Source organism: Rathayibacter sp. KR2-224 (assembly GCF_049446075.1).
Classification (GTDB): domain Bacteria; phylum Actinomycetota; class Actinomycetes; order Actinomycetales; family Microbacteriaceae; genus Humibacter.
In genome coordinates this window covers 1-24,708 of sequence record NZ_JBMSEB010000004.1, presented here as the reverse complement: position 1 = coordinate 24,708, position 24,708 = coordinate 1, and the positions used below count along the sequence as shown (strand labels likewise).

Genomic DNA, 24,708 nt, shown 5'->3' with positions numbered 1-24,708 from the left:
CGCAACCACCACGCCGCAGCAGACGAACTCCGCCGCGTCACCACCGGCACAAACCTGCGCTAGCGTTACCCCGCGACCTGGGGAAATTCGCTGAGCAACTCTGGGGAAATTCGCTGAGCGCCGTCAGCGGCGCTTCGTCATGCTCGAGGTCGTCGATCGGCCGGCGCTGGATCGAGTTGTCGTCGCGTCCGGATTCGGGGGATCGGCCCAGTGGTATCGCAACCTCGAGGCAAACGGCATCGCCTATGTCACGGTGTCCGGCCTTCGGGCTCGGCGTGCGTTGCCCACCCTCCTGAACGAGGAGGATTCGAAGAGTCACCTCACCGGCTACGGGGCACGACACCCGTCGGCATGGCGCCACCTGCGTGGGGCCATGGCGATTGCCCAGGGCGAGGCGAACCCCGACATTCGCATTGTCGTGCTCGAGCTGGGCGAACGTCGGCAGCCATAGGGAGGAATCGTCGCGCACGACAACCGGAAGGGTGTCAATGACGACCGCACCTTCAGGCGAGTAGGAGTCGACTGACGCGGATGTCGATGCCCCGCTGATCGCGTCGCGTGCGTTGCTCGGGGTCGTCGCACGATCGATCGCTGAAGCGCTCGACGTCGTGACGCTTCCGCAATTCCGGGTTCTGGTCGTCCTGCGCGCCGCGGGACGGCTGCGGATGGGGGTGCTCGAGGAGCGGATGAACTTCAACCCGCCGACCTTCAGTCGTTTCGTCGACCGGACGGGGCAGGGTGGTTGGCTTGAGAGAAGGTCCCACCCGACAGTCGCCGGGAGGTCCTCATCGATCCCACCCCTCGTGGTGCGCAACTGGTCGACCAGGTCACTCATCGACGGCAGCAGGAGCTCGCGAAGATCCTCGGCGAAGTAGACCCGTCACAACGCCAGGCTGTCCAGCGCGGGCTCGAGGTGTTCGCCGTGGCCGCAGGCGAGCCATCCGCAGCGGAGCTGCTGGCCCTCGGAATCTAAGGTCGACGGTGCCCGCAGACGAGCAGGGTTAGGGCGCGAACTAGGAGAGCGACCGACTCTTACCCACACTACGTGTGAGAACTGCACATAGTGTGCTTTCAATATGGACATACGGCGGGTCTATCGGCCACATTTCAGGGAGTGAAATCTGGGGCTTCCACGTCGTTTCGTTGACGGACGAGGCCGGGCTGAAACAGACCCACAAGTGATAGTGTCGAGCACACGGCTGCGACGGTTTCGTCGTGCGTGACGCCCTCCCAAGCTGCGCTACCGTGGCGATACTGACCTCGCCACGGTGACTTGAGCATATGCAGGAGAGTGGCGTTCGGTGACGCATCTGCATGCTCTCGAACGAACGGTAGCCCCCACCTCTCGTCATCTTGGATGGTTCGGATGACGTTCCCGAGGGGGCTTCCGGGTTATCGATTCCCAAGGCGACAAGCCCCGCTGCCTCCACCGCTTGGACGGCATGCATGTAGCCCCCGGAGTCGTTCGCGCTCCAGATCGAACGCCTTGTTCCAGGCCTCCGTCAGAAGCTCCCAGCCGCGTCGTTCCCGGAGGAAATGTCACGCGCTGCCTCAATGAGCACTTCGGGCACCTTGTGCGTCAGGTGGTGCGCTCTTCCATCCTCAACTCGTCGAAGCGCGTACGCAGATCTAGCGCGTTCGAGGGTGAGAGATACTGTGCCTGGTCGATTGCCCCTCGATAGGAGGTAATCGATCATGTGAAGTAGCTCGCGGTCCGAAAGTGACCTGAGTAGCTCCACCGCCTGGGACAGCGACAGCAAGGGACTGGACACGGCGATCCGCCAGTCAAGGTCGAGCGCGTTCGCCGTTTCGACGAAGACCTGCGCCTGTACCCAGCTGCCATTCCGCGAAATGTCGATAACCCACTTGGCGAACTCAGTTCGTAAGCAAGGCGTCATCTCGGTTCTGAGCACCCAAGGGTCCTCAATCTCCGATACCGAAGCATTGAACGGGATGAAAGTCATAACTCAGGGTAGGAGTCACCGCGGCATTCGGCGATTTCGCTGCTCAGTCTTCCTCGATCTCGCGCCACTCGTACACCGGTGTAGCGGCGTCGCCGTCGACGAGCACGAATCTCTCGAGGCGATGCGGTTCTGTAGGTCCCTTCGGGAAGTGCAGCAGAACGTCCCGCCAGCGCGCGAGACCGCCGAACTCTTCCAGCCCCTCGACGTCGCTCACGCCTGCACGCTACGCCCAGAGCGTCCGCGGCCGCGCTTAGAGTCGTGGTCATGGTGCGGGTGTACGGACTTCTGAGGTCGAAGACGACGGAGACCATTGAGGTTCAGGCGCCCACTGTCGAGGAAGCCAAGGCCACCGTGCTTGCGGGACTACCCGCCGACACCAATGTGATCGAGTTCCGCAACGAGTCGCACGGCAACAGCCCGGCCACGTTGCACGCGACAACTCGCTCAACCGCCACCGTTTCCCACGACGCGACGGGCGACCACTACGAGACCGTGCTGGCGCAGTAGCGGGCGACGGTCCCTGACGGATACGTCTCTCTTGGCATTGCGGTGGAGCGTGCGTAACCGGCTAGTGGTAGGAGTCGCACTCCAGGTCGTCCGTCGGCCAGCTCGACGCGCTCAGCTCTCCAGTCCATCGTGCCCATCCTTGCAGCGCACTCGTTGGCGTCATCCCCGATAAGCAGCGCGATCGCTCCCCCGTTGCTGGGCAGGTCAAGGGTGCAGCTGTGCTGCAGCGCGAAGCGACGCGCTAGCGCCTTTGACGTGGCCGGCCGGGGTAGCCACGTTGAGTCGCTGGGGATGCCGCTTGCGGTTTCACTCTCTCGCCGCACTGTAGATATCGAAAGCATGTTCGAATCCCTGGAGGGGCATTGCGTGGGCAGACGCGGTAGACCGAGGACGTTGCACAACGTATCGGTCTCGTCGCCGAGGTCGCCGTGACTCGCCCTCTGCCGATCGGTCTCACCGATCCCGAGCTTGACCTAGCTCACAACGGCGTGACCGAAGCCGACTCCTCGTGCCGGTACCCGCGTTGGTGCTCCACGAGGCCGTCGTCCGCCCGGACGGTGAAGCCTGGGGGTCGGCATGATCGCAACGACGGCCCATCTAGCTGCTGTGGCTGCCGCGTGTACTCGGTGGCTTCGCCTCGCCGACCACTGCGCGATTCTGGGTCTTCAGGCAAGTGGTGATGGTTGTCGGGTACGCCTGCAGCTATCCGAGCAGGCGGTGGCTGGTGAGGACCGGGGTCAAGGACGATATGTGGTCACCAGCTGGGGCCGGCTAGTCGGCCTTATCGGTCCTCCCGGTGAACATTTCACGGAACTCCGGCTCGGCGGGTGGGTCGACGTGCGCGAGCACAATGTCGCCTGGTTCAAGGCGGGTGCCGGGACGGATCGGTAGGTTCCGGCCCTGCCTGCTGCCCAGACTTATCCAGGCGTGATCTCCGACCGGCAGCCCACCGATTGTTCGCCCGGCCGCGGTTGATCCGACTGCGACCACAAGTCGTTGGAAGCCTTCCGGTGGGTGGGCGAAGCGGATATCGATGGCGAAAGGCCGCTGCAGAACGTCCCGCATGGAAACGCCGAAGGCTCGAGCGAGCGGGACCGCAAGCCCGCCTTGCAGCAGCACCGACAAAACCACGACCACGAAGACGATGGCGTACAGCTGGTCTGCGTGCGCTGCTCCCGAGCTGACCACCGTCAGTCCGAGCAGGATGGGCACTGCGCCCTTCAGCCCCGCCCAGAGAATGAAGGCGCGCTCACCCCATGGCATCTTCAGCGGCAGACTGATCACGCCCACGAGCAGCGGCCGGACTATCAGGATCAGCACGAACGCGAGAACCATGCCGGTGATCAGGACTGCGGGTTGCAGGACGATCTCAAGCCTGACCGTGAGTCCTAGGACCGTGAACGCGACGATCTCAGACAGGCTCGCGATTCCGGAGCTGAAGGTGACAACCTCTGCCTTGTAGGGCGCTCGAATATCTCCGACCAAGATGCCCGCGACGAAGACAGCGAGGAACCCTGAACCGTAGAGGGCGGCGCCGGCCCCGTAGAGGAACAAGGCGGCCGCGATTGTCAGGACCGACGCCAGTGCACCATTCGGAAGCGCGAACCGTTGCAGCAGGAATCGCAGTCCGAAGCCGCCGGCGACGCCCACGGCGACCCCGATGGCCAGCTGCATCACGAAGGTGAGTGTCCCGCTGCCTATCGCGTTCCACCCCGTTCCCCCCGCCGCCAGGAGGCTGGCCATGATCGCGATTCCCACCGGGTCGTTCGCTCCGGACTCGCCTTCGAGGATGGTCCCGGTTCGGCCGCCGAACTCCTTCTTCCCAAGCACCGAGAACACGACCGCGGGATCAGTGGGTGACAACGCCGCACCCAGTAGAAGGGACGGAACAAGTCCGAATCCGAACAGCAGATGCGCGGCCACGGCTACCGCGGCAGCGGTCACCAGGGTGCCGGTGATGCCGAGCCAGGAGATGGCGCCCGCTGAAGAGCGGAATCGACGCCAGCCGATGTGCATACCGCCGTCAAACAGGATGAACAGCAACGCCACGCTGACGATGCGTTCGTCGAGGAGGCGGCTAGCGGAGGACACCGGCGGCAACGCCAGCGCCACCAGCGCGGCGGCTCCCATGAAGAAGACAGCGGAGGGAACTCGTGTCCGTGCGCTTAACCAGTGCGAACAGACAGCCGCAACGGTCGCCAACGAGACAACGGCGATCAGGATCGGAAACGCGCTCGAGCCGGACACGATCACTCCTTCAGATCAGGAATCGATCAGCCGACCAGCCTTCCCGGCGCACCATTGCCACTCTATTCCGGAGAAGGAGTGGACACTGCGGAAGGGGGGTTCCGTACTCGGTGAGCTGGGGTCGGCAACGAAGAAGAAGTCGCTTTCAGCCGTGTCGTGCCTCACTGAGGTGTCTCATCTCTCACGGCGTGCGGGTGAGCAGGTTGATGCGGTCGCCGACCGCGATCGTGATGTCCGGGTCGGGCTGCCGGAGGCGTGGACCTCGCACGTAGGAGACGGGAAGATGGCCGGGCGGCCAAGGGATGGTGCCGAGTTTTCGCCCGAGAGCGGGTGAGGTTCTGGGGATGGTGACCTCGACGAGCTGGTAGCCGGTCAGCGGCGTCGCGGGGCCCTCTGTAGCGGGGTGGCCGGCACCGATGAAGGCGTCGGGCGGGGTGATGGTGACGTGTTTGCCGAGCTCGCGGGTGATGGTCTGGATCGCGGACTGGCTGGTGATCCAGCCTTGGATGCGGCGCCCGTCGTCGGAGAGCACGGGGAGACCGTCGCGCCCGTACTCGTCGAGTTGCCGAAGCACGTCCGTGATGGACTCGGTCGCGAAAACGGCTTGCGGATCGCGGCTGTGGGTGACGGTGCCAGGCAGATCCGCCTCGACGACATCCACGTCGACATCTTCTGCCGCAGGCGTTGTGTGCCGTGCGCTGGCGAGCTCGATCGGGGTTCGTAGCGGCCTCATGACCTGTGCTGCGGTGAGGTCGGCGAATGCGCGCCAGGGTGCCGCCCGGTCGATGTCCTGCCCGCGGCGCAGCAGCTTGGTGGTGTAGATGGTGCCGTAGCTGAGACCTCGGGAGACGGCGGTGGCGATAGCGACGGCGAGCATCACGGGCAGCGTCAGGGTGAAGTCGCCGGTCATCTCCACGACGCTGGCGAATGAGGTCAGCGGTGCTCGCGCGGCGGTGGTGAACACTGCCCCCATCGCCACGACCGCGTACAGCGCGGGGTTGCCTGCGCTCGGGCCGAAGAGGTGATCGGCGATGACTCCGAACGCCATGCCGGATGTGACACCGATGAACAGCGAAGGCGCGAAGACACCGCCGGAGCCACCGATCGCGAGACTGATACTTGTAGCCAGGATCTTCCCGGCAGCGAGTATCAAGAGGAACCAGAGCGTGTAGTTTCCGGCAACGGTCTTGAACATGACGGGATATCCGACCCCGTACATCTGCGGCAGGGCAAGCAGCACCAGTCCGAGCACGAGGCCTCCGACGGCGGGCCGAAGCCATTCCGGGCGGCCTTTCCAGAGCCTGTCGGCGAGGTCTTCCAGCCCATAGAGCACGGTCTTGAACAGCAGCCCGATCAGTGCGGCGATCACGGCCAGTGCTGCGATCAGCAGGTAGTTGCGGGGGTCGTGCAGCACGATGCCGCCGGGGAAGCCGGAGAGGAAGTGCTGGTTTCCGAGGAAGGGGATGGCTATCGCGTCGGCGACCATCGCGGAGAGCATGACCGCGAACAGAGCATCCACCGACATCTCGCGAAGGATGATCTCCACCCCGAAGAACACGCCGGTGATGGGTGCGTTGAAGGTGGCTGAGATTCCGCCTCCGGCGCCGCAGGCGACCAGGATCCGCATCCGGTTCTCCGGCATCCGGATCCATTGACCGAGGCTGGATGCCAGCGCCGAGCCGATCTGCACGATCGGTCCCTCCCGGCCCACGGACCCGCCGGTGCCGATGGTGAGTGCTGAGGCGAGAGCTTTCACGACGGAGACCTGGGGACGGATTCGGCCCCCGTTCTCGGCGACGGCGATCATCACCTCGGGGACACCGTGGCCCCGCGCTTCCCGGGCGAACCGGTAGACCAGCGGCCCGTACAACAGTCCGCCGATCACCGGAACCACGATCAGGAACCCGAGGCCCAGCCACGGCAGGTGGCTGCTTCCCACCCAGCCGGCCTGCCCGAACTCGGTTTGCCCGGTGAACAGCCAGGTGAAGAGCGAGATCAGGTAGCGGAACGCGACGGCACCAAGACCGGCCCCGACCCCCACGATGACCGCGATCACGAACAAGCCCGCGCGCGAGCCACGCAGGGCCCCGGCAATACGGTCCGTGACGCGACTGAACAGGCCCGTCAACCGGACGGCGCGATCGGTCATTCGAGTCCTCGCAACTGTGGATGCAGAAAGGCCGCGAACACCGGGCAGGGGTTCACAGCGCTTGCAAGACTACAACAGTTGCGAACGTGAAAGTAATGGTGTTACGCCAAGCGATCCGCCGTGTCTGTCGCAGGCGCTCGGTTAGAGGCCGAGCGGCAGAAGGTCTTCGACCGTCGGCTCGCCGGCGGCAGAGTTGAAGACGTCGAACGCCTCGAAGACCTGCCTGCGCTGAGCCGGCGTGAGTTGAGCGAGGATGCTCCGGAAGTCTTCCCTGCGGCGCTGCGTGACGTCGTTGACGATGCTCTCGCCCTCGCCGGTCAGAGTGATGATCACTTCGCGACGGCTTCCCGGGTTCTGCTCCCGTCGTACCCAGCCTGAGGCGACCATCCGGTCCAGGGACCGACTGAACGTGGAGAGGTTGGCTCCTAGCCGCTCGGCGAGGATTCCGGTGCGCTGGGGGCCAAGGGAACTCAGCAAGACTAGGACCCGGAACTGCGGAAGGGTCACCGTCTCCAGAGTGTCGGCGAAGGATCGAGCGATGACACCGAGCATGGCCCGTGATGCGGTGAGGACCGCGGATACCGCATCGTCCCCGTCGGGTGTCTGAGGCGGGGTCATCGTGTCGACGTCCTTTCTTGCCCGCAGCCAGCGCGGGCCACTCCACTATCCCACCGCGATGTCGGCTCTCAGCTTTACCACTGCTACCTTGTATGAGCGCAACTATTGTAGGGATGCAAGCGGTGATGGTTCGGAGGCTAATCGATGAGGTCTGCATCCGTCCTAGTTTTGCTCTCCCTCGCGCATTCGACGGCGGGTGACCACGGGCGGCGGTTCAACGGACGGGAGCGGCATGGGCGGAACCGGCTTGATGGGCGGCCCGATGTCGATGAGTGGTCCGATGTGGATGCCGGACCAACCGCTCACGTATTTTCGGCTGTTCGCGTTCCACCCGCAGCCGATCCCGATCTTCCCCATGATCGGTGTCCTTCTGGCGGTCGCCTACCTCGCGGGAGTCTTTGTCCTGCGCCGGAGGGGCCATGGCTGGCCGAAAGGTCGCATCGTCTGGTGGATGCTCGGAGTCTTCAGCCTCGAGCTGATGACCGCGACCGGGTTCGACGGCTACGGCATGGACTTCTTTAGCGTCCACATGGTGCAGCACATGGTGATCGGCATGGTGACGCCGATCCTGCTCATGCTGGGCGCACCCCTCACGCTGATGCTTCGCGCTTTGCCCGCAACAGGCCGAAGGCGCAGTCCGCGACGCCTCTTGCTCTTGTTCCTGCACTCGCGTTTCGCGACCATAGTGGCCAGTCCCGTTGTCACGGTACTGCTCTTCCTGTTCAGCCTCTACGCCCTCTACTTCACGCCCCTGATCGACTGGCTGATGAGCACGTGGTGGGGACACAACCTGATGCTCCTGCACTTCCTAGCCATCGGATGCCTGTACTTCTGGGGAATCCTGGGCGTGGATCCTTCGCCACGCCGGGGCGGCGGGGTTATGGGTGCGTTCTCCCGCCCGGTGCTTCGGATCGCCGAACTGACCGCGACTGTGCCGTTCCACGCGTTCTTCGGCATCGTGTTCATGATGGCAACCACCGTCATGGTGAAGTACTACGCCACCGCATTGCCGTGGGCGACTTCGACTCCCCTGTCGGATCAGCAGACCGCTGGCGGCATCGCCTGGGCGTTCACCGAGTTCCCCACGTTGCTGGTACTTGGTGTGCTGTTCCTGCAGTGGCAGCATTCCGAGGACCGCGCGGCGAAACGGCAAGCACGCCGGGTGGAGAAGTTCGGCGACGTCGACCTGGACGCGTACAACGCCTCCCTCGCCGCCCTTGCACGGCGAGACGAAGTCTCCACTCCGCACGATGGGGCGCGATGATCGGCGGCACGCTCATCGCCTACGCGTTCACGATCGGCCTGACCGGGCTGATCAACCCGTGCGGCCTGCCTCTGTTACCCGCCTATCTGACCATCTTCCTCGACGACGACATCGACCGGACGTGGCCGGTCCGCCTGCTCACGGCACTGCGTTCCGGCGGATGTCTCTCGCTCGGCTTCGTCTTGGTGTTCGGCGTCGCCGGCCTCGTGGAATCCTCGCTCGCGTTTGCCGTGACCGGCCTCGCACCCTGGCTCATGCTGCTCGTCGGTGCCGCCATCCTCGTGCTCGGCGTCCTTTCGATGATCGGGAAGGCGTCGGGTTGGCACCTTCCGGCGCTCTCGTTCCGTTCCGGCACGGGCACCGTCACGATGATCGGGTTCGGCGCCGCGTACGCCGTCGGCTCCCTCAGCTGCTCACTGCCTATCTTCGTCGCCGCGGTCGGCTCATCCCTCTCTACTGCCACGCCGGTGCAGAGCGTTGCCGTGTTCGTGGCATACGCGCTGGGCATGGGCCTGTTCGCAACTGCCGCATCCCTGATCTCTGCATTCAGCGGGCCAGCGGCACTGCGTGCATTGCATCCCGTGGCGCGAGTGCTTCCCAGGATTGCAGGAGGAATCTGCATCACCGTCGGCCTCTACCTCATGACGTACTGGATCCATGTGCTCGGTGCGCCTGATCTGATCGCACCGGTCATCAGCGGCGTGGATCAGGTGCAGTCGGCTGTCGTGTCCTGGCTGGACACCTGGTGGATGGCCAGCGCAGTCCTCTGCACGACGCTCGTGGTCGGCGCCATGATCGCCCTGGCGTTGGCGAGCAAGCATCATGGACAGCACCAACAAAGCGCCCGTCGTGCAGACGTAGAAGGGAACAATCGATGACGCCCGACGACTCGAATCGCCCGCCCGAGGACTCTGCCCCGACGCAACGAACGAACAGCCGCTGGCTTTTCGTGACCGCGGCCATCACGCTCGTCGCCCTCCTCGCCGGCGTGATCACGGTCGCCATGCTCGCCCCGAGCACGGCCGACGGCGCCCAGCAGAACGACTACCAAGGCCGACCGGGCATTAACAAGCCGACCGCGGACCTGCTCTCCATGGACACGCTCGCCAGCGATGGAACCGTCCGGGCCCCGGAATTCGACCTCACCAACGAAGACGGCAGTCCACTGACGCTCGCCCGATTCAAGGGAGACGTCATCGTTCTGACCTTCAACGACGATCAGTGCGCCGACCTCTGCGCCCTGTTCGCACAGGACGTGATCGCGGCCGACCACGACCTCAGCGCACACGCCCGCAAGCACATCGCGTTCGTCTCGATCAACGCCAACCCGTACTATCCCTCGACCACAGCCGTTCAGACCTGGACGAACCAGCACGGCCTCGCACACCTTGGCAACTGGTACTTCGGCACCGGAACACCACAGCAGCTCGCCACCACAGCCCACGACTACGGGGTGAACATCCAACTCGACCCTGCGACGAAGTCGGTCGCGCACGGAACCGAGATCTTCTTCATCAAGCCGAACGGCACCGACGCCGACATCGCCGACTTCGGCACGCAGGACGCCGACACCGCCCCCTTCTCCCACGGACTCGCCGTTCTCGCCAACGACGCCCTCCCCACCTCCGAGCAAGCGCACGTGACAGGCAAGGACCTCCCGGCAGCACTGCCCGGAGGCACTGAGATCGGCGACACTCCGGCGCCCGTCAGCGGCCCCACGCTCGGATCCGGCACCGGCAACGCTGCATCAGCTGCGACTGCGACCTCAAGCGCCTCCGATCATGGCCAGTACACCGTTATGGACTTCTGGTCGAGCACCTGCACCGCCTGCGCCAGCCAACTCGACGCCGCCGAGGCAGAGCACACAGAGCTCGGGAACAAGGTGGACTTCCTCGGAATCGACGTCAACGACAGCACCACGAAAGGAAAGGCCGCAATCAAAGAGCACCACCTGACCTTCCCCGTCCTCTCGGATGCCAAAGGAACTCAGGCCGCAAGATTCCAGGCATCCGACCTGCCCTACACGGTGATCCTCTCCCCGACAGGAAAGATCCTGGTCCGCCACCCCGGCGTCTTCACCCAAGAAGAACTCGACTACGTACTGCGCACCATCGACAACAAACTGCCCATGCCCACCGACTGACCCCGCCTCGAACATTCCCCGGCGGGCCGTCGTGGGCGGGATGGTATCCGGCTCACGCGATCCGCGCTCGCGAAGACGTGTTGTGTGCTGCATCAAACGCAACAGGAGACGGTTGATCGCGTGGACACCGCGCGCCGTGAAGATCCGTTTCACGATGCAGAACGGTGCACGGCACGAGGTGTGGGTGTGGGCCTCCGCCGTGGAACGCATCGCAGGCAGCTGAGAACGCACCAGGTTAGGGGCGTCAGCGGCGCCGGCTGACGCCGGCACTGTAGTGGCGCCCGAATCGGAGCCGCCCTGGTCGGGCGGCGCTGTGTTTTCCGGGTTTGTTTGCCTTTCCGCTGCGCGATCGTAGTTCGTTTCCGGGGTGTTCCGTTCCGGGCTTTCGCGGCATATCCTCCTGCGCTTCGCTTCGTCCGGTATTCCACGGTCCCGGCACTGCACACCCCTCCCACTCACCACTGATCTCTCCGCCGGAAGGCAAACAAAAACGATCGACCGCCTGATGGTGGGGGACGGGGGAGTAATGAGAGCGGAACTGGTGAACCTGGTCACCAAGGGCAAAACCGAAACGGTGGTGCTGCTGACCACGGACCTGGCCGAGCTGAGCCCGGAGGAGAAGGTCCGGGTGGTGGAGTTGGCCGTGTGGCTAGTCGACGAGGGCTGGACGGTGGTGACCAGTGCGGACTCGCCGCTGGCGGGGCTGGTGCAGCGGGCAGCGGACGCGATGGCCGGCAGCTACCGCACGGTTGAGGACAGTACCGACGTGCGCATCGTCGCCTCGGCGCGCCGGCTGCCGCCCCTGATCGGGTGACCACGATTCACACGACAAGAAGACGAGGGCCCGGTCGGTGCCGAGAGTGCTGGCGCTGGCCGGGCTCGGTCGAACACGTGCGGGGTGACCGAGTGGTGAAAGTGGTGCCGAGTATGGTCGGCGAGGACGAAGGGGACAGGATGGTTGAGCAGGATCGGGTGGATGACACGCTGCAACGGGTGGGCCTTGCTGCCCTGATCTACTATCCCGAGTTGCATGTCGACGAACCGGAATACGCGGTGGCTGATGACGTGGAGTGGTGCCTCGAGCCTTTGAACGGGCTTCCGGCCGGTCAGCTGGAGTCGCTGCGGGACACGGTGGCACGCACGATCGTGGATCCAACAGCCCACAGGTCGGCATTGTTTACAGCGCTACGGGCGCTGGTGCCAGCCGACGACTAGAGGCCCGGGTGATGGGGGACAGGCAGCCGCATCGTGTACGGAAGGTGCACCTGCGGGATGAGGAGATCCGCCAACTGCGGGAAGCCGGGCTCAGTCTCGAAGCTGTGACGCAGCGCACCGGGCTGTCGAGAACGTATGTGGAGCGTGCTGTGATCCGGATCTGGGTGGGTGAGGAAGCCGAGCTCGCGCTGCGCCGGCAGACCCAAGGCGCGTACCGGCGGCGTAAGCGGGAGCGGGATCAGCGTGAGCAGCCGCGGCGGGAAGCAGCTCGGGCTAGAGCGTCTGCGTGGGCAAAGAAGCACCCCGAGGAACAGGCTCAGCGGGTGAAGGCGTGGGCGGACGCACACCGTGAGCGACGCCGGGAGATCGGGCGGGCGTCGTACGAGCGCAACAAGGACAAGCACCAGGAACGAATGCGCCGGTGGAACGACGGCCACGAGGAGGAACGACGAGAACAACGGAAGGCGGAGCGGGAACCGAACCGAGACCATCGGGCGGAACTGCAGCGCATCTACCGGCAGGACCCGGAGATCAACGCCCGTGTGCTGGCTGCCAACCGTGAACGACGACAACTCCTCCGCCGGTTAGAGAAGGCCGGCCTCCCACCCAAGAGCGTGCATCCGGCAACGGTTGCTGAGCAGCGCCGCAACGAGTCGGAGGCCACCGAGTTCTTCAGCAGAGGGCGGAGTGCCAAGGAGCGGCGACGCCTCCGGGAAGAGTATGTTCCCACACCGCCCGAGTTGATCGAACAGTGGGAGCGTCGATCCAAACGAGCACGCGAGAGACGACAGGAACTCGAGGCGCTGAAACGATACGTCGCCAAACACGGTGACCGTCTGCGCGACGAGGTCACACTCGATTCCCGCGCGCGCATTGCTCGCGGCGCCACACCACTCGATATTGACACCGAGACTCTCCGGCGCGCGCTCGAAGTCATACGAAGCAGACGTCGCCGAGCTGACCCAGGGCCGCTAGGTCCGGCTTCGGATCTTCCCCAGCCGGCCACCGTGCGTCACCTCCGCGGCCTTGGCTTGTAAACCTGGGACGTCGAGGCCACACGATGCACGGCCTCATAGCCCCGTTGATCGATGTGGCCGAAGCCGTCCTGGATGTGGTCGTGACTTTGGGCAGTGTTCGTGCCCTGGTGTTGCGGCGGTCTTATGCGCAGCGTTGCAGACATGCCTGATGTGCGGGTGTGGGTGACAGGGGAGCACTTGTATCGGATGTATGAAGCGTTCCCAGGGTCCCCGGATACTCGATTCCTGCGATGCGTACTCTGCGGCTACAGCTTCGAAGGCCAACTCGAGGACGCCAACGAGCCGGCGTGCATTCCACCCGAGTAAGGGCCGAGATCCGCCCCGGCCTACCGGCCCAGCGCACCGCACGTGCCCAAAGCCACGTTTCGGTCCAATCATGCTGCTCCCGTTACGGGCATCGTCGAGCGAGCGCGCTAGTTGCGGAAGGCGCTCCCGTTCGCCAAGCCGCTCGCGCACCTTCGGTGCCACTTGATCGGGAAAACTGGGCCAGTCGAGACTGAAGGTTCCCTCAGCTAAGAAGAATTTGCATTCTCGCAATTGCCCTACGGCTAGTCGCACGTATAGCTTCTGGCTGCTGGCCTCCAGACGCGGATGCCACACACGGAGTTGTGTCGTATCCGAAGGAGTCGCCATGTCAGGGCGTCGCGGTTTGTTGCGCTCATTTTCGAGTGGTCACCGGGCAATTACGTTGTCGCTCCTGGCGACCGTATCCCTCGTGGGCGCCGGGTTCGCGGGCGCGGTGATTCCCTCGTCCGGGGCGTCGGCGAGCCCGAAGCATTCAGCGACAGACGTCGCGCCGCTGCCCGTGAAGAAGGGCGCGCTAGCTCACGGGGCGCCACTTCAGGCGAATCATGGTTTCCGTGCGTCTGGTGGCGCCACATCGGTGTCTCTTCCGTCGCCGAAGAAGGCGGACAGCCCCGTGAAGAAGGGGGGCTTCGACCAGAAGACGTCGAAGGTGGTGCAGCGCTCGGAGTTCACGCAGTTGTACCAGAACCCGAACGGCACGAAGACTCTCCAGGAGTCGGTACAGCCGTTGAACGTAAAGAACTCGTCCGGTTCGTGGGTGCCGGTATCCACCAAGGTGGTCACCGATCCTTCGACCGGCGGGCTTACTGTGCATGACAACCCGGTCACTCCACGGTTCTCGAAGACCGGAGCGGGCGATCAGTACTCCGTGTCGTCGGGCAAGTACCGGGTTTCTTTCGCGTTGTCGGGCGCGAAGCACGTGGCTGAAAGTCAGGCACCATTGGTGGATCGGGTGGCCAGCGGGGGCGCGGCCGATTCATCAGTGTCGTATCAGAACGTGCTGCCGGACACGGACCTGGCGTACCAGGTGCAACCAGGCGGGGTGAAGGAGACCTTGGTTCTGGCCGCTCCTCCGACTTCGTCGTCTCCGAGTTGGTCGTGGCGGATCAAAGCCCCCGGATTGGAGTTGTCGAAGGATCAGGTCGGCGACATCGAGTTCCGCGACGCCGCCGGACAGCTGGAGTTCGTAACGCCGACCCCGGCGATGGAGGACTCTTCAGCGGTGGCGGGAAAACGCGGGGCCGCGATCACCAATGTTCCGACGGTGCTGAAATCGTTGGGCGGCGGGAACTGGCTGCTGACGTTGACGCCGAGCAGTTCCTGGTTGCAGGACTCATCCCGGATCTATCCCGTCTACATTGATCCTTCGACGGCATCGTCAGCGGCCGAGAATGCGTACTCGTACGAATCCAACGGCACCGTGCTTACGGGTGTCGCCTACGTCGGGAATTCTCGCGCCGCCGGTGATACTTACTGGCGCACCGTGACGACGTTCAACTATGAGCAGCTTTTCGGGTACCACGTGCTCGGTGCTGAGATCGAAGAGTGGTACCTGAACAATGGCACGACAAATCAGACGGCGGGCAATGTCTTTTGGGCAAGCGCGTTCAATTACAACGGTGTCGGGCCCTGGCTATCGGGCATTACCATCTCGGCCGGCGGAAACGGGTACGGCTACGCAACTGATGCCGGGCTGACGAACCAGATCTCGTCATGGGTCAACGCCGGTTCGAGCGGGAACTACTTGATGCTGAGCGGGCAGGAGTCTGCGGGCCAGTACACGTACAAGGACCTGGGTTTGGAGATGTACATCTCCTACGAGGCCAACGTGAGCGCGTCCGCCACCCACGTTTCCGTGCCCGATCCGAACGGGTTCAGCTCGGGCACGTCCTCACCGACCAGTGGCACCGGCTCCGCCACCCCTGTTCTCTCCGCTGCCGGCGGCGGCGGAAACGGCAGCTACATCGGCTACAACTTCTCGGTGTCGGCGAACTCGAACATGTCTAGCCCGCTCTGGTCTACCGGTTGGACCGGCGCATCCCAAGTCCAAGTGCCGACCGCGCTCCTGAGCCCGGGGACCACCTATTACTGGCAGGTGCAAGCGGAGGACAGTTACGGGGTTGTCGGCGGCTCACCCGCATACGGGTGGACAACGTCGACGAATCCCACGCTGGGCGCCGCACCGCCCGCACCGTCGGATCATTCGGTCGTGGCGAACCTGACACCCACATTGATTGCGCCGGCCGCGACGTCGACGAATGGGCAGACTCTGTCGTACGCGATCAGGATCACTACCGGCAACGACGGTGTATCCGGGCAGGTAGCACTGTCGCCCGTGTGTTCCGCCACCGGTTCGGCATGTGTCCTGAATGCCACCGCGGGAACAATCAGCTGGAGCGTGCCGTCCGGACTCCTCACCGACTCGAGCTCCTACACATGGGATGAGGTCATCAATGATGGGTACGACGATGTGATGCCGACCGTTCAACGGTTGACCGTGAACTTGCGTGTGTCTACTCCGGGCCCGTCACCGACAGATACGGCCGGACCCGTCACCGTGAACCTGGCGAACGGGAACGCGTCCGCCTCCTTCAGTTCACCCACCGTCCAGACCGTCGGCGGCCCGATGGGCATGTCGTTCAACTACAACTCCGAACTCCCGGGCAACGCCGGCCTGATCGGCAGCTACTACAACCTCACTCCGGCCAACGGTGGATCCCTGGACCTCAATTTCGACTCCTCGACACCGGCGCCGGCCCTGGTGCGCACGGACGCGGATATCTCATTCGACTGGTCCGACAAGGACACACCCGGCCCGGGAATACCGCAGTCCTATTTCATGGCGCAGTGGACCGGCTACATCACCCCACCCGCAGGCAGCTACCAGTTCGGATTCGTACGCGATGACGGCGCAAAACTGATGCTTGGCGCGGGCAACCAACAGCAAACCGTTCTATCTCAATGGGTGAATGGGACGTCCAGTTATGCACCGTATTGGGGAACTGACGCCTCCCAGCAACTCGTCGTGGCCTCGAACGGTCTGACGGCGACTTTGAACGGGCAGACTCTGAACCTACCGATCCCGATCACAATCCAGTACTACCAAGTGAACGGACCCGCTCACCTCTTCCTCGAAGCGCAACAGGTCGGCCAGCCAGCCACGGCCCAGGTCGTGCCCGCATCGTGGTTCACCAAGTCGGCACAAATCCTGCCCTCCGGGTGGTCCGGTTCCGGTGCCATCGCCGGAAACGCTGACGAGTTCTCGGAAGCACAGGTCCACGAAGGTTATGTGACTCTTCAGGGCACCGACGGTGAAACGTATACCTTCACCAAAACCTCCACCGGCGGGTACTCATCGCCACCGGGAGAGAGCGGTGTGCTGACCACAGACCAGAACGGTGATCTCTCCTTCACCGACCCCTCGAGCACGGTGTACCTCTTCAATGCGGCAGGTCAGGTCACCAGCGTGACCACCCCGGAGGACCTGACGCACCCGGCCGCACCAGTGCCCGCCTATAACAGTGCGGGACAGTTGACGAGCCTGTCGGATCCGTTGTCCTCCAACGGCGCATCCCCACCGGTGTACGGACGGCAGGTCAAGTTCACCTACCTGACCGCGACAAGCGCAGCCGCCTCCGGGACAGGGGTCGGCGATTGCGCACCACCTTCGGGGTCACCGTTCACAACGAACCTGGACCCCGGCATGTTGTGCCAGATCGCGTACCCGAACGGTACGACGACGCAGCTGTACTACGACATCAACGGACAACTGGCGCAGCTCATTGACCCGGGCAGCACCGTCACCGACCTGGGCTATATCCAGCAAGCAACCGGAGCGCTTGCCGGTCAATATCTGCTCTCCGCCATCCAGTCACCGACGGCAACCGATTGGCTCGCCTCCGAAGGGGCTACAGGTACGCCACCGACCACTGTGGACACATCCATCGCATACGACGAGACAACCGGCGCAGGAGCTGGACGTGTGATCAGCGTCGCCCTGCCTTCCCCTGATGGGACCACGACCAGTCCACAGCCCAAGAAGACGTACACGTACGCGACACAGGCCACGACCACCAGCGACGGGACCACGTATGTCGACGCCGCAGGGGAACCCACCGTTCCCACCACAGGAGGATCTGACGGTCACGGTGAAACGGTCGCGTTCAATCAGTCCCTGCAAGAGGTCTCTGTCGCCTCGGCGACGGGGCTTACCTCCCAGGCATTCTGGAACGGGTCGGACAACCTGATGGCTGGCCTTGATCCCCAAGGTCACGAGTCCACGACTGCATACGACTCACAGAACAGGGCCACCGACACCTTCGGGCCGGCACCAGAAGCCTGCTTCCCGTCCCTAGCCAACACAGCACACGGAACCGTCACAACGAACCAGCAGCCTTCCGCAGGAGTCACCGGGAGTTGCAGCGCCTTGGGCACACCAGTAGCACACACCGCAACCAGCTACGACGGCTCGGGAGCACTCGCCGGCCATACCGGCGGGTTAAACGCCACCTGGTACAACAACACCACCCTCTCCGGCGTCCCCGCAGCCGAATCTGTGTCGGTCCCAGCAGCCGCCGGCGCCGTCGGAGGTGCCACAGATGGTGCGCTGAACTACTCCTGGACTTCAAGCACCTCTGGCACCCAAGCAGTGTCACCCATCACCGGACCGACAGGAACGGTGGTGGGACCATACAACTGGTCTGCCATGTTCACCGGGCTCCTGACGTTCCCAACGGCCGGGACCTACCAGCTGTACACGTACGAAGACGACGGAACCATGCTCTGGCTTGACGATCAACTCGCCATCAACAACTGGCCAGGTGGAGCGCCGCACTACTCATCGGCCAAGACCGTCACCGTGACCGCGGGTCAAGTGATGCGGATACGGCTCGCATACGCCCAATTCACCGGCGGAGCACAACTACAGCTGAACTGGGCCACCCCGGGAAACGCGGTGCCGACGAACCCCGCGAACAACGTACCGATCCCGGCCACCGACCTCTCGCCGGACTATTACCTCACAACCAGCACTCACTCCGACGACTCCGCACCTGCCGGATCGAACGGCGTTACCAGCAGCCAGGTCCCAACGATCACTGCTTCGGCCTCGTACGGACCTAGTCCGTGGTTGGGCCAGGCGACCTCCTCCACCGTGGACCCGGGTGGCCTCAACTTGACCGGCACTGCCACCTATGAAACCGGCGCAGGCGGGTACAACAGGCAACTGACTTCCGCCGAACCCGCAGGATCCGGGACCACTTCCACCAACACTTACTACCCGAACACCACTGGCTACGGCAGCGCGCTGGGCATCTCGAGCCCGGTCTGCGGGGTGCCACTGACGACTCCGGAATACGGCATGCTCGAGTCCGCCACAGGCCCGGCTCCCGCCGCAGCCTCGGCCATCACGACACAGTACGTCTACGACATCATGGGTCGCCTGGCCGGGTCACGAAGCACCACCGACAGCGCTTGGTCCTGCACGACCTATGATTCCCGCGGACAGGTCACTGCCCAGTCATATCCGGCACGGGATGGGAATGCTGCCTACACCGTCACCATGGGCTACTACGCGGATGCCGCCACCAGCAGCCCGCTAGTCACGACGCAAACGGCCCCAGTCCCGGGTTCATCGACCGCAGGGGTGATCACGACGGTCACCAACCTGGACGGTGAGATAACCGGTTATACCGACGTCTGGGGCACGGTCACCACTCACGCCTACAACCAAATCGGGCAGGAGACCTCCCAGGTCACGACCGAGACGGACGGCACAGCAACAACCCTCGGATACACGTACAACCTCGACGGCCAACCCACCGACGAAACCGTCAACGGCGACGACACTGCACAAATGACGTATGCCCAGGGCATCCTCACCACGGTCACCCTACCGACCGAAGGCAATGTCACGGGAACCCTCGGATACTCGCCGACCGGGAAGCAGGACTCCGTGTCATGGGGCACCTCAGACGGACAAGCCGTTGCCGACACAGAAGTCCTCTCCCAAGCCGGCCGCGTCCTCCAGGATGTGATCACTTCCAACGACGGCACCACCCCGACGAGTGCTACCTCCACGTACACGTACGACACGGCGGGACGACTTACTAGGGCCGCCATACCGGGCAACACCATCACCTACGGCTTCGGTACCGCGTCTTGCGGAGCGAACACGGCAGCGGGCGCCGACGGGGACCGCACCAGCTTCGCCGATACCTACACCGGCGGGCCGACCCCGATCACGTCCACCACCGCCTACTGCTACGACAACGCGGACCGGCTCACCGGAACAACCGTCTCAGGAGCGCCAACCGGCGCCGATCCGGTCGTCGCCGACAACCTCACTGAAACAGGTACCGGACCAACACTCGCCTACGATGCGGTCGGCAACACAAGCACGCTCGCCGACCAGACCTTGAGTTATAACGGCGGCGACCAACTCGTTTCTGTTACGTCGACAGGAGCAGGGGACAGCTCAAAAGCGGCCACGGTCAACTATGTGCACGATGCCACGGGGCGCGTCGTCCAGGAAACCGTCACTGCTGGTGGAACCTCGACCACCTACAATTACACCTTTGGCGGCTCTGGCGCTCTCGCGGGAATCCTCGTGAATGGCAAGGTCACCGATGTGAACCTGACCTTCCCCGGCGGCGCCGCAGAGGATATCCTCGCGTCCGGTCCGACCTGGTCATTCTTTAATCTGCAGAACGAAGCCTTCGGTGTCACCAGTGCCACAGGACCGCAGCTCTTCGATCCCTTTGGGAACCCCCTATCCGCCACTGACCAAATTCAGACGATGAGCGCAAACACGTCGCTCGCGCCGACCATGTCCATGCCGAACATCACCCAAGGATTCGGCGGAGGCGTCGGGAAACTCACCGACACGATCGGCGACATCAGCGAAAGTCAGATGGGCGCCAGGCGGTATTCCCCGGAACTTGGAAGGTTCCTGCAAACGGACCCGGTCGCTGGCGGCAACAGCAACGCTTACAATTACCCCAACGACCCGATCAACACTTCCGACTGGAGCGGAAAGTGGGTCACCTTCAATCGCATCGAAGGCGTGCCCCTGACGCAGCAACGTGCACTGATTCCAAGGGCACCCACGGTTGCCACGATAAGTCGAACCGCACAGTCCGGGAGTCGTGGTTCGTCTCCTGGAGGAGCTTCTTCGACCTCGGTCCACCCGGCGCCCTCTTCTAATTTGGACAAGATTGGCGATACTGTCGGCAAAGCGGGGGACCTGGGAAAGCTTTGGACAGATGAGGTTAGCGACCCCGAGACGCCAGAGGACGTTACAGCGATAGGTGAAGATTTCAACAGTTTGACGCTTATGGCGGTCATGGCGGGCGCAAAATATGGTCCCATGATCTGGAATCAGATCGGACTGCGGATAAACAACGTAGTCTCCCACTTCACTAACGCGGAGCCGGTCGAGGAAGATCCGGACATCTTCAGTGAGCTCGAGACCATGGCGGAAGAGGAAGGCCTTGAGTGACGTGCATGGTGATGAAGCCACAGCGGTTCGGCAGATGGTGGTTGACAAGAAGAGTATCCGCGGTTTGGCGGCCGCGACTCTAGTCATCGCGATAGGTTCATTTCCTTGGTTCGTTGTGCTCTATTGTCTAATGTATCCGCTTTTCATATTGAGCATATGGTCGTTCATATTAGCGAATGGTATTGAGGCAGCTGTCCTGGGTGGTCTTGCCTCTTTAGGGACGTTCTTCATTATCGTCAGCGGATTGGTTCTCGTTGCCACAAAGCTTCGAAGCACGGGCCGCGCGCTTGCGGGCAAAGGGCTTATCGGGTCACGCGTAATTGTTCAAATTGATGACGATGAGTTCTTGTATGACGGCCTCGGCCGAAAATCTCGTGTTCATAACTCCGAAATTTCGAAGATCCACAACTTGTTCGGCTGGTCCATCTTGGAGTTCAACTCGGGAAAACGGGAACTTGCTGTCCCTGGCGAGCTTCTTCCAGCCAACTGGCGCGTAATGTCTGGCGGAAGTACCGAACATCGAAAGACGTAAGGACAAGTGCGTCATCGAGATCGGCGACAATGACGGAAGGCGCCTGCGCGAGCTCTTGGGGTCGACCTGCATCGAAGGCGTACCACTTACCGAGCAATGAGCCATGATCCGTCATCCAGTCGTTGAGGCACCGAGCCGTGGTCGACAGGCAAGTCCGACGGGAGCCCGTACCAGCACCGACGTCCGTCTTCAGGGTCAGGTGGAGACGGCGGCAGCGCTCCAGCTGGTGCCGACTGGAGTCACCTTCCAGCCACTGAAGCACAGATCGCAACAGGTGTGTCGTGGGATCGGTGGGAACAGCAGTAGCGACGGACTGCATCACGGCGACCGCAGTTTGCGGGATCTCTGGTGTCGAGACAGTGGGCATCGGGTGCATCCTTTCCTATGCCGCGGCACGGTGACCGTGCACCCGGTCACGTCACGAACAACCGATACCAGGTGCCGCTCGCCAGCGGCACCGGGAGGGGTGACGAGTCCAACATCGTCCATCCGTACGCCTCGCGGCCGAGGAAGAGGGAGTTCTGGCTGACGCCGACGAAGTATCCGTTGAGCGCATCCGTGCCCACAGCGGGATTGGAGACCCTGACCAGGAGCCCGGCGTTTCCCGTCGGCGTTCCCAGCGAGACCTCGCCGGTCGCCGTGTAGCCACTCCAGGCGGTCGAGCCGGCGACGGACTTGTCTCCCGCGCCTGCCGACGAGTCCGCGTAGACACCCGGGGTTCCTCCAACAGACCAGGAACCGCCGTAGGTTGTCCACCCGGATGTGCCCCCGCTGTCGAACGGCGCCTGATACGGTGCCTGCGACACTGAGGTCGATCCACCGGGTGTGACCGCAATATTCCTCCAGCTGGCGGTCGACCCCTGATCACGGACGGCGACGGATCCGGCGGCGAAGCAGCCGGAGTCGGTATAGGTGAATCCGACCGGCGTCCCCGTGGATCCCGCCGGGGACCCCGTGATCGTGAAGGTACAGCCGACAGCTTGCATGGCCACGTGGTACCAGGTCCCCGTCGCCACGCCCCCGGGAATGGTGACGTTCTGCAGCGCCGTCAAGCCCCCGTTCTGCTTACCGAGGAACAGCTGAGTGCCGGAGACTCCAACGAAGTAGCCGTTGAGTGCGTCCGCACCGACCGCGGGATTGCTGACCCGGACGCCGAACCCAGCCTGTCCACCGCTGTCGATGCGGACGTCTCCCAGAAGGGTGTAGTCGGACCAGCCGGTGGAACCTGCCACCGACTTATTGCCGGAGGATCCGCCGCGATGGATCCGCGGTCCGTTACTGGGGCGATGCCCCGGGCTGCTCGTCTGCGCCGCGACCCGACCGACCACCGCACGAAGCCGAGCTAGAGGGCCCAACTCACATGCGGCCCCTATCAGCGAGGACGGACGAGATCTCCTGGAGACGCTGGACCAGATCAGAACGCTCTTCCGACGCGGCGGCCGGTGAGCCGAGCGCCTGTGGCACGCAGCCCAAGCCCGCTGGCACGTCACGGCGAACGGAGGCGGCGGTCGACGCGTCGCTCTGCAACAAATCACGTGTGGCGGGAGCAGAAGTTCGCCAAGTGACTGTCGGGTGGACTGAGCAACGATGCGATGACTTCCGGCGCGCGATGGTCGACCTGATCGCACAGTCGCATGCGACCGAGGAGTAGGGCGTGTCCCGATGATCGTGCGACGTTGTCTGCGGGATGTGGAAACAACAAGAGGTGCCGGAATTGGGGTTGCACCGCATTGTCGCGCGTCAGACTATGTGGCAGGGGTTGTTAGTTGCTGTGGCGGCGCCCCTATCGAAAGGTCTGAATCATGAGTCGTCCTCCGGGGAGCCTGCCCCGCTTTCGCGGACACCTGAGCTGAGGCGATGATCGTCTTGGGAGGGAGTCTGAGGGATGCCAGCACCAAGGTCGCCGGAGTTCCGGCGTCGAGCATTGGATTTGGTTGCGCAGGGCGAGCCTGTCGCGGCGACGGCCCGCAATTTGGGGATCAGTGAGTCGTGTCTGCGCCGTTGGATGGCGCAGGGCGCTATCGATGCCGGCAAGCGGGAAGGGCTGACCGGCGCGGAGAAGGCCGAGCTGGTCGAGTTGCGCCGCAAGAACCGGGTTCTGGAGACCGAGATCGAGATCCTGAAACGGGCTTCTGCCTATTTCGCCCGGGAGAACATCCTCCCAAAATAGGCTTCCGGCTCGTCCGAGAGCTCGCCGCTGACGGCTTCGACGTCGCGGTGACGTGCCGGGTGCTGAAGGTGTCCCGTTCCGGATACTACGACTGGTGCCGACGTGGACCGTCCGCTCGGGCGGTGGCGGACGGTCAGCTGATGACCACGATCCAGCGGGTGCATTATGACTCCCGCGGGACCTATGGTGCGCCTAGGGTGCATGCCGAGCTGCGGCTCGGGCTCGGGGTCCGGGTCGGCCGCAAACGCGTCGCCCGGCTGATGCGGCTGGCCGGGCTGGTCGGGGTCTCTCACCGACGCAAGCACCGTGGCTGGAAACCAGCACCGGCCCCGCACGAGGACCTCGTCAAACGCCGGTTCACCGCGGACCGTCCGGATCGGCTCTGGTTCTGCGACATCACCCAACACCGCGCGAAGGACGGCTGGGTTTACTGCGCGGCCGTGATCGACGCGTTCAGTCGCCGGATCGTGGGCTGGTCGATCAGCGACCGGGTCCGTTCCGAACTCGTCGTCGACGCGCTCGAGATGGCACGGTGGCAACGGCGCCCGGAACCCGGGACGATCGTGCATGCCGACCGAGGCGCCCAATACACCTCCTGGATCTTCGGCCACCGCCTTCGCCAGGCCGGCCTCCTCGGGTCGATGGGCCGGGTCGCCTCCTCGGTCGATAATGCGCTCATCGAGTCGTTCTGGTCCACGATGCAGCGCGAACTCCTCGACCGCCACGACTGGCAGACCCGCACCGAGCTCGCCTCGGCGATGTTCGAATGGATCGAAGGCTTCTACAACCCCCGCCGCCGGCACAGCTCACTCGGCGACCTCAGCCCTGCCGAGTTCGAAGCCCTTCACACCCACACCGAAATCGCGGCATGATCAACACAACAACCGTGTCCGGAAAACCGGGCCAAGCTCCCGGTGATTCCGGCGGAGAATGACGGCGCTCAGCGAATTTCCCCAGAGTTGCTCAGCGAATTTCCCCAGGTCGCGGGGTAACGCTAGCGCAGGTTTGTGCCGGTGGTGACGCGGCGGAGTTCGTCTGCTGCGGCGTGGTGGTTGCGG

At 63.8% G+C, this 24,708-nt stretch carries 19 protein-coding genes; 13 read left to right on the top strand and 6 right to left on the bottom strand.

Annotation, left to right across the window (positions count from 1 at the left end; genetic code table 11):
• Positions 1–139 precede the first annotated feature (139 nt).
• Both ACO2Q7_RS17180 and ACO2Q7_RS17175 read left to right on the top strand, forming a co-directional pair.
• Positions 140–451 (top strand): hypothetical protein, encoded by a 312-nt coding sequence (locus tag ACO2Q7_RS17180; RefSeq protein ID WP_423356946.1) that lies wholly within the window; start codon positions 140–142, stop codon positions 449–451.
• A gap of 157 nt (positions 452–608) precedes the next feature.
• The gene (locus ACO2Q7_RS17175; RefSeq protein WP_423356945.1) at positions 609–875 is read left to right on the top strand and encodes a MarR family transcriptional regulator; all 267 of its coding nucleotides are present in this window, start codon (positions 609–611) and stop codon (positions 873–875) included.
• Between the two features lie 627 nt (positions 876–1,502).
• Here the strand turns inward: ACO2Q7_RS17175 and ACO2Q7_RS17170 are convergent.
• Positions 1,503–1,964 (bottom strand): hypothetical protein, encoded by a 462-nt coding sequence (locus ACO2Q7_RS17170; protein ID WP_423356944.1) that lies wholly within the window; start codon positions 1,962–1,964, stop codon positions 1,503–1,505.
• 43 nt (positions 1,965–2,007) lie between these two features.
• Positions 2,008–2,178 carry a hypothetical protein gene (locus tag ACO2Q7_RS17165; RefSeq protein ID WP_423356943.1) on the bottom strand — a complete coding sequence of 57 codons (171 nt, stop codon included), beginning with the start codon at positions 2,176–2,178 and terminating at the stop codon, positions 2,008–2,010.
• A 50-nt stretch (positions 2,179–2,228) separates the two neighbouring features.
• On the opposite strand from ACO2Q7_RS17165, the gene ACO2Q7_RS17160 reads away from it, so the two are divergent.
• Positions 2,229–2,471, top strand: a complete 243-nt coding sequence (locus tag ACO2Q7_RS17160; RefSeq protein WP_423356942.1) for a hypothetical protein — start codon at positions 2,229–2,231, stop codon at positions 2,469–2,471.
• Between the two features lie 601 nt (positions 2,472–3,072).
• Entirely contained in the window at positions 3,073–3,246 is a 174-nt protein-coding gene (locus ACO2Q7_RS17155) for a DUF4396 domain-containing protein (RefSeq protein ID WP_423356948.1), read from the top strand.
• Here the strand turns inward: ACO2Q7_RS17155 and ACO2Q7_RS17150 are convergent.
• The 3 genes from ACO2Q7_RS17150 to ACO2Q7_RS17140 form a co-directional block, all read right to left on the bottom strand.
• Positions 3,243–4,718 carry a cation:proton antiporter gene (locus tag ACO2Q7_RS17150; protein WP_423356941.1) on the bottom strand — a complete coding sequence of 492 codons (1,476 nt, stop codon included), beginning with the start codon at positions 4,716–4,718 and terminating at the stop codon, positions 3,243–3,245. The two genes, ACO2Q7_RS17155 and ACO2Q7_RS17150, sit on opposite strands and share 4 nt — an antisense overlap.
• Before the next feature lie 181 nt (positions 4,719–4,899).
• The gene (locus ACO2Q7_RS17145; protein WP_423356940.1) at positions 4,900–6,867 is read right to left on the bottom strand and encodes a chloride channel protein; all 1,968 of its coding nucleotides are present in this window, start codon (positions 6,865–6,867) and stop codon (positions 4,900–4,902) included.
• Between the two features lie 141 nt (positions 6,868–7,008).
• Entirely contained in the window at positions 7,009–7,485 is a 477-nt protein-coding gene (locus ACO2Q7_RS17140; protein ID WP_423356939.1) for a MarR family winged helix-turn-helix transcriptional regulator, read from the bottom strand.
• Positions 7,486–7,681: 196 nt separating this feature from the next.
• On the opposite strand from ACO2Q7_RS17140, the gene ACO2Q7_RS17135 reads away from it, so the two are divergent.
• The 7 genes from ACO2Q7_RS17135 to ACO2Q7_RS17105 all read left to right on the top strand — a co-directional run bounded on the left by ACO2Q7_RS17135 (position 7,682) and on the right by ACO2Q7_RS17105 (position 21,480).
• Positions 7,682–8,749 (top strand): cytochrome c oxidase assembly protein, encoded by a 1,068-nt coding sequence (locus tag ACO2Q7_RS17135; protein ID WP_423356938.1) that lies wholly within the window; start codon positions 7,682–7,684, stop codon positions 8,747–8,749.
• Positions 8,746–9,627 carry a cytochrome c biogenesis CcdA family protein gene (locus ACO2Q7_RS17130; protein ID WP_423356937.1) on the top strand — a complete coding sequence of 294 codons (882 nt, stop codon included), beginning with the start codon at positions 8,746–8,748 and terminating at the stop codon, positions 9,625–9,627. The genes ACO2Q7_RS17135 and ACO2Q7_RS17130 overlap by 4 nt, the downstream gene beginning before the upstream one ends.
• Entirely contained in the window at positions 9,624–10,892 is a 1,269-nt protein-coding gene (locus tag ACO2Q7_RS17125) for a redoxin domain-containing protein (RefSeq protein ID WP_423356936.1), read from the top strand. The genes ACO2Q7_RS17130 and ACO2Q7_RS17125 overlap by 4 nt, the downstream gene beginning before the upstream one ends.
• 526 nt (positions 10,893–11,418) lie before the next feature.
• Entirely contained in the window at positions 11,419–11,706 is a 288-nt protein-coding gene (locus ACO2Q7_RS17120) for a hypothetical protein (protein ID WP_423356935.1), read from the top strand.
• 140 nt (positions 11,707–11,846) lie between these two features.
• On the top strand, positions 11,847–12,107 hold the full coding sequence (locus ACO2Q7_RS17115) for a hypothetical protein (RefSeq protein ID WP_423356934.1): 261 nt from the start codon (positions 11,847–11,849) through the stop codon (positions 12,105–12,107).
• A gap of 1,668 nt (positions 12,108–13,775) precedes the next feature.
• Entirely contained in the window at positions 13,776–20,948 is a 7,173-nt protein-coding gene (locus ACO2Q7_RS17110) for a PA14 domain-containing protein (protein WP_423356933.1), read from the top strand.
• A complete protein-coding gene (locus ACO2Q7_RS17105) occupies positions 20,941–21,480 on the top strand; it encodes a hypothetical protein (RefSeq protein WP_423356932.1) in 540 nt (179 codons plus the stop codon). The genes ACO2Q7_RS17110 and ACO2Q7_RS17105 overlap by 8 nt, the downstream gene beginning before the upstream one ends.
• A gap of 413 nt (positions 21,481–21,893) precedes the next feature.
• Here the strand turns inward: ACO2Q7_RS17105 and ACO2Q7_RS17100 are convergent, their stop codons facing one another.
• Complete coding sequence (locus ACO2Q7_RS17100; RefSeq protein ID WP_423356931.1) at positions 21,894–22,712, bottom strand: hypothetical protein; 819 nt, start codon at positions 22,710–22,712, stop codon at positions 21,894–21,896.
• Positions 22,713–23,365: 653 nt separating this feature from the next.
• Here ACO2Q7_RS17100 and ACO2Q7_RS17095 point away from each other — a divergent pair.
• Both ACO2Q7_RS17095 and ACO2Q7_RS17090 read left to right on the top strand, forming a co-directional pair.
• The gene (locus tag ACO2Q7_RS17095) at positions 23,366–23,650 is read left to right on the top strand and encodes a transposase (protein ID WP_423356930.1); all 285 of its coding nucleotides are present in this window, start codon (positions 23,366–23,368) and stop codon (positions 23,648–23,650) included.
• Entirely contained in the window at positions 23,647–24,522 is an 876-nt protein-coding gene (locus ACO2Q7_RS17090) for an IS3 family transposase (RefSeq protein WP_423356947.1), read from the top strand. Before ACO2Q7_RS17095 ends, ACO2Q7_RS17090 begins: the two co-directional genes overlap by 4 nt.
• The last annotated feature ends 186 nt before the right edge of the window (positions 24,523–24,708 follow it).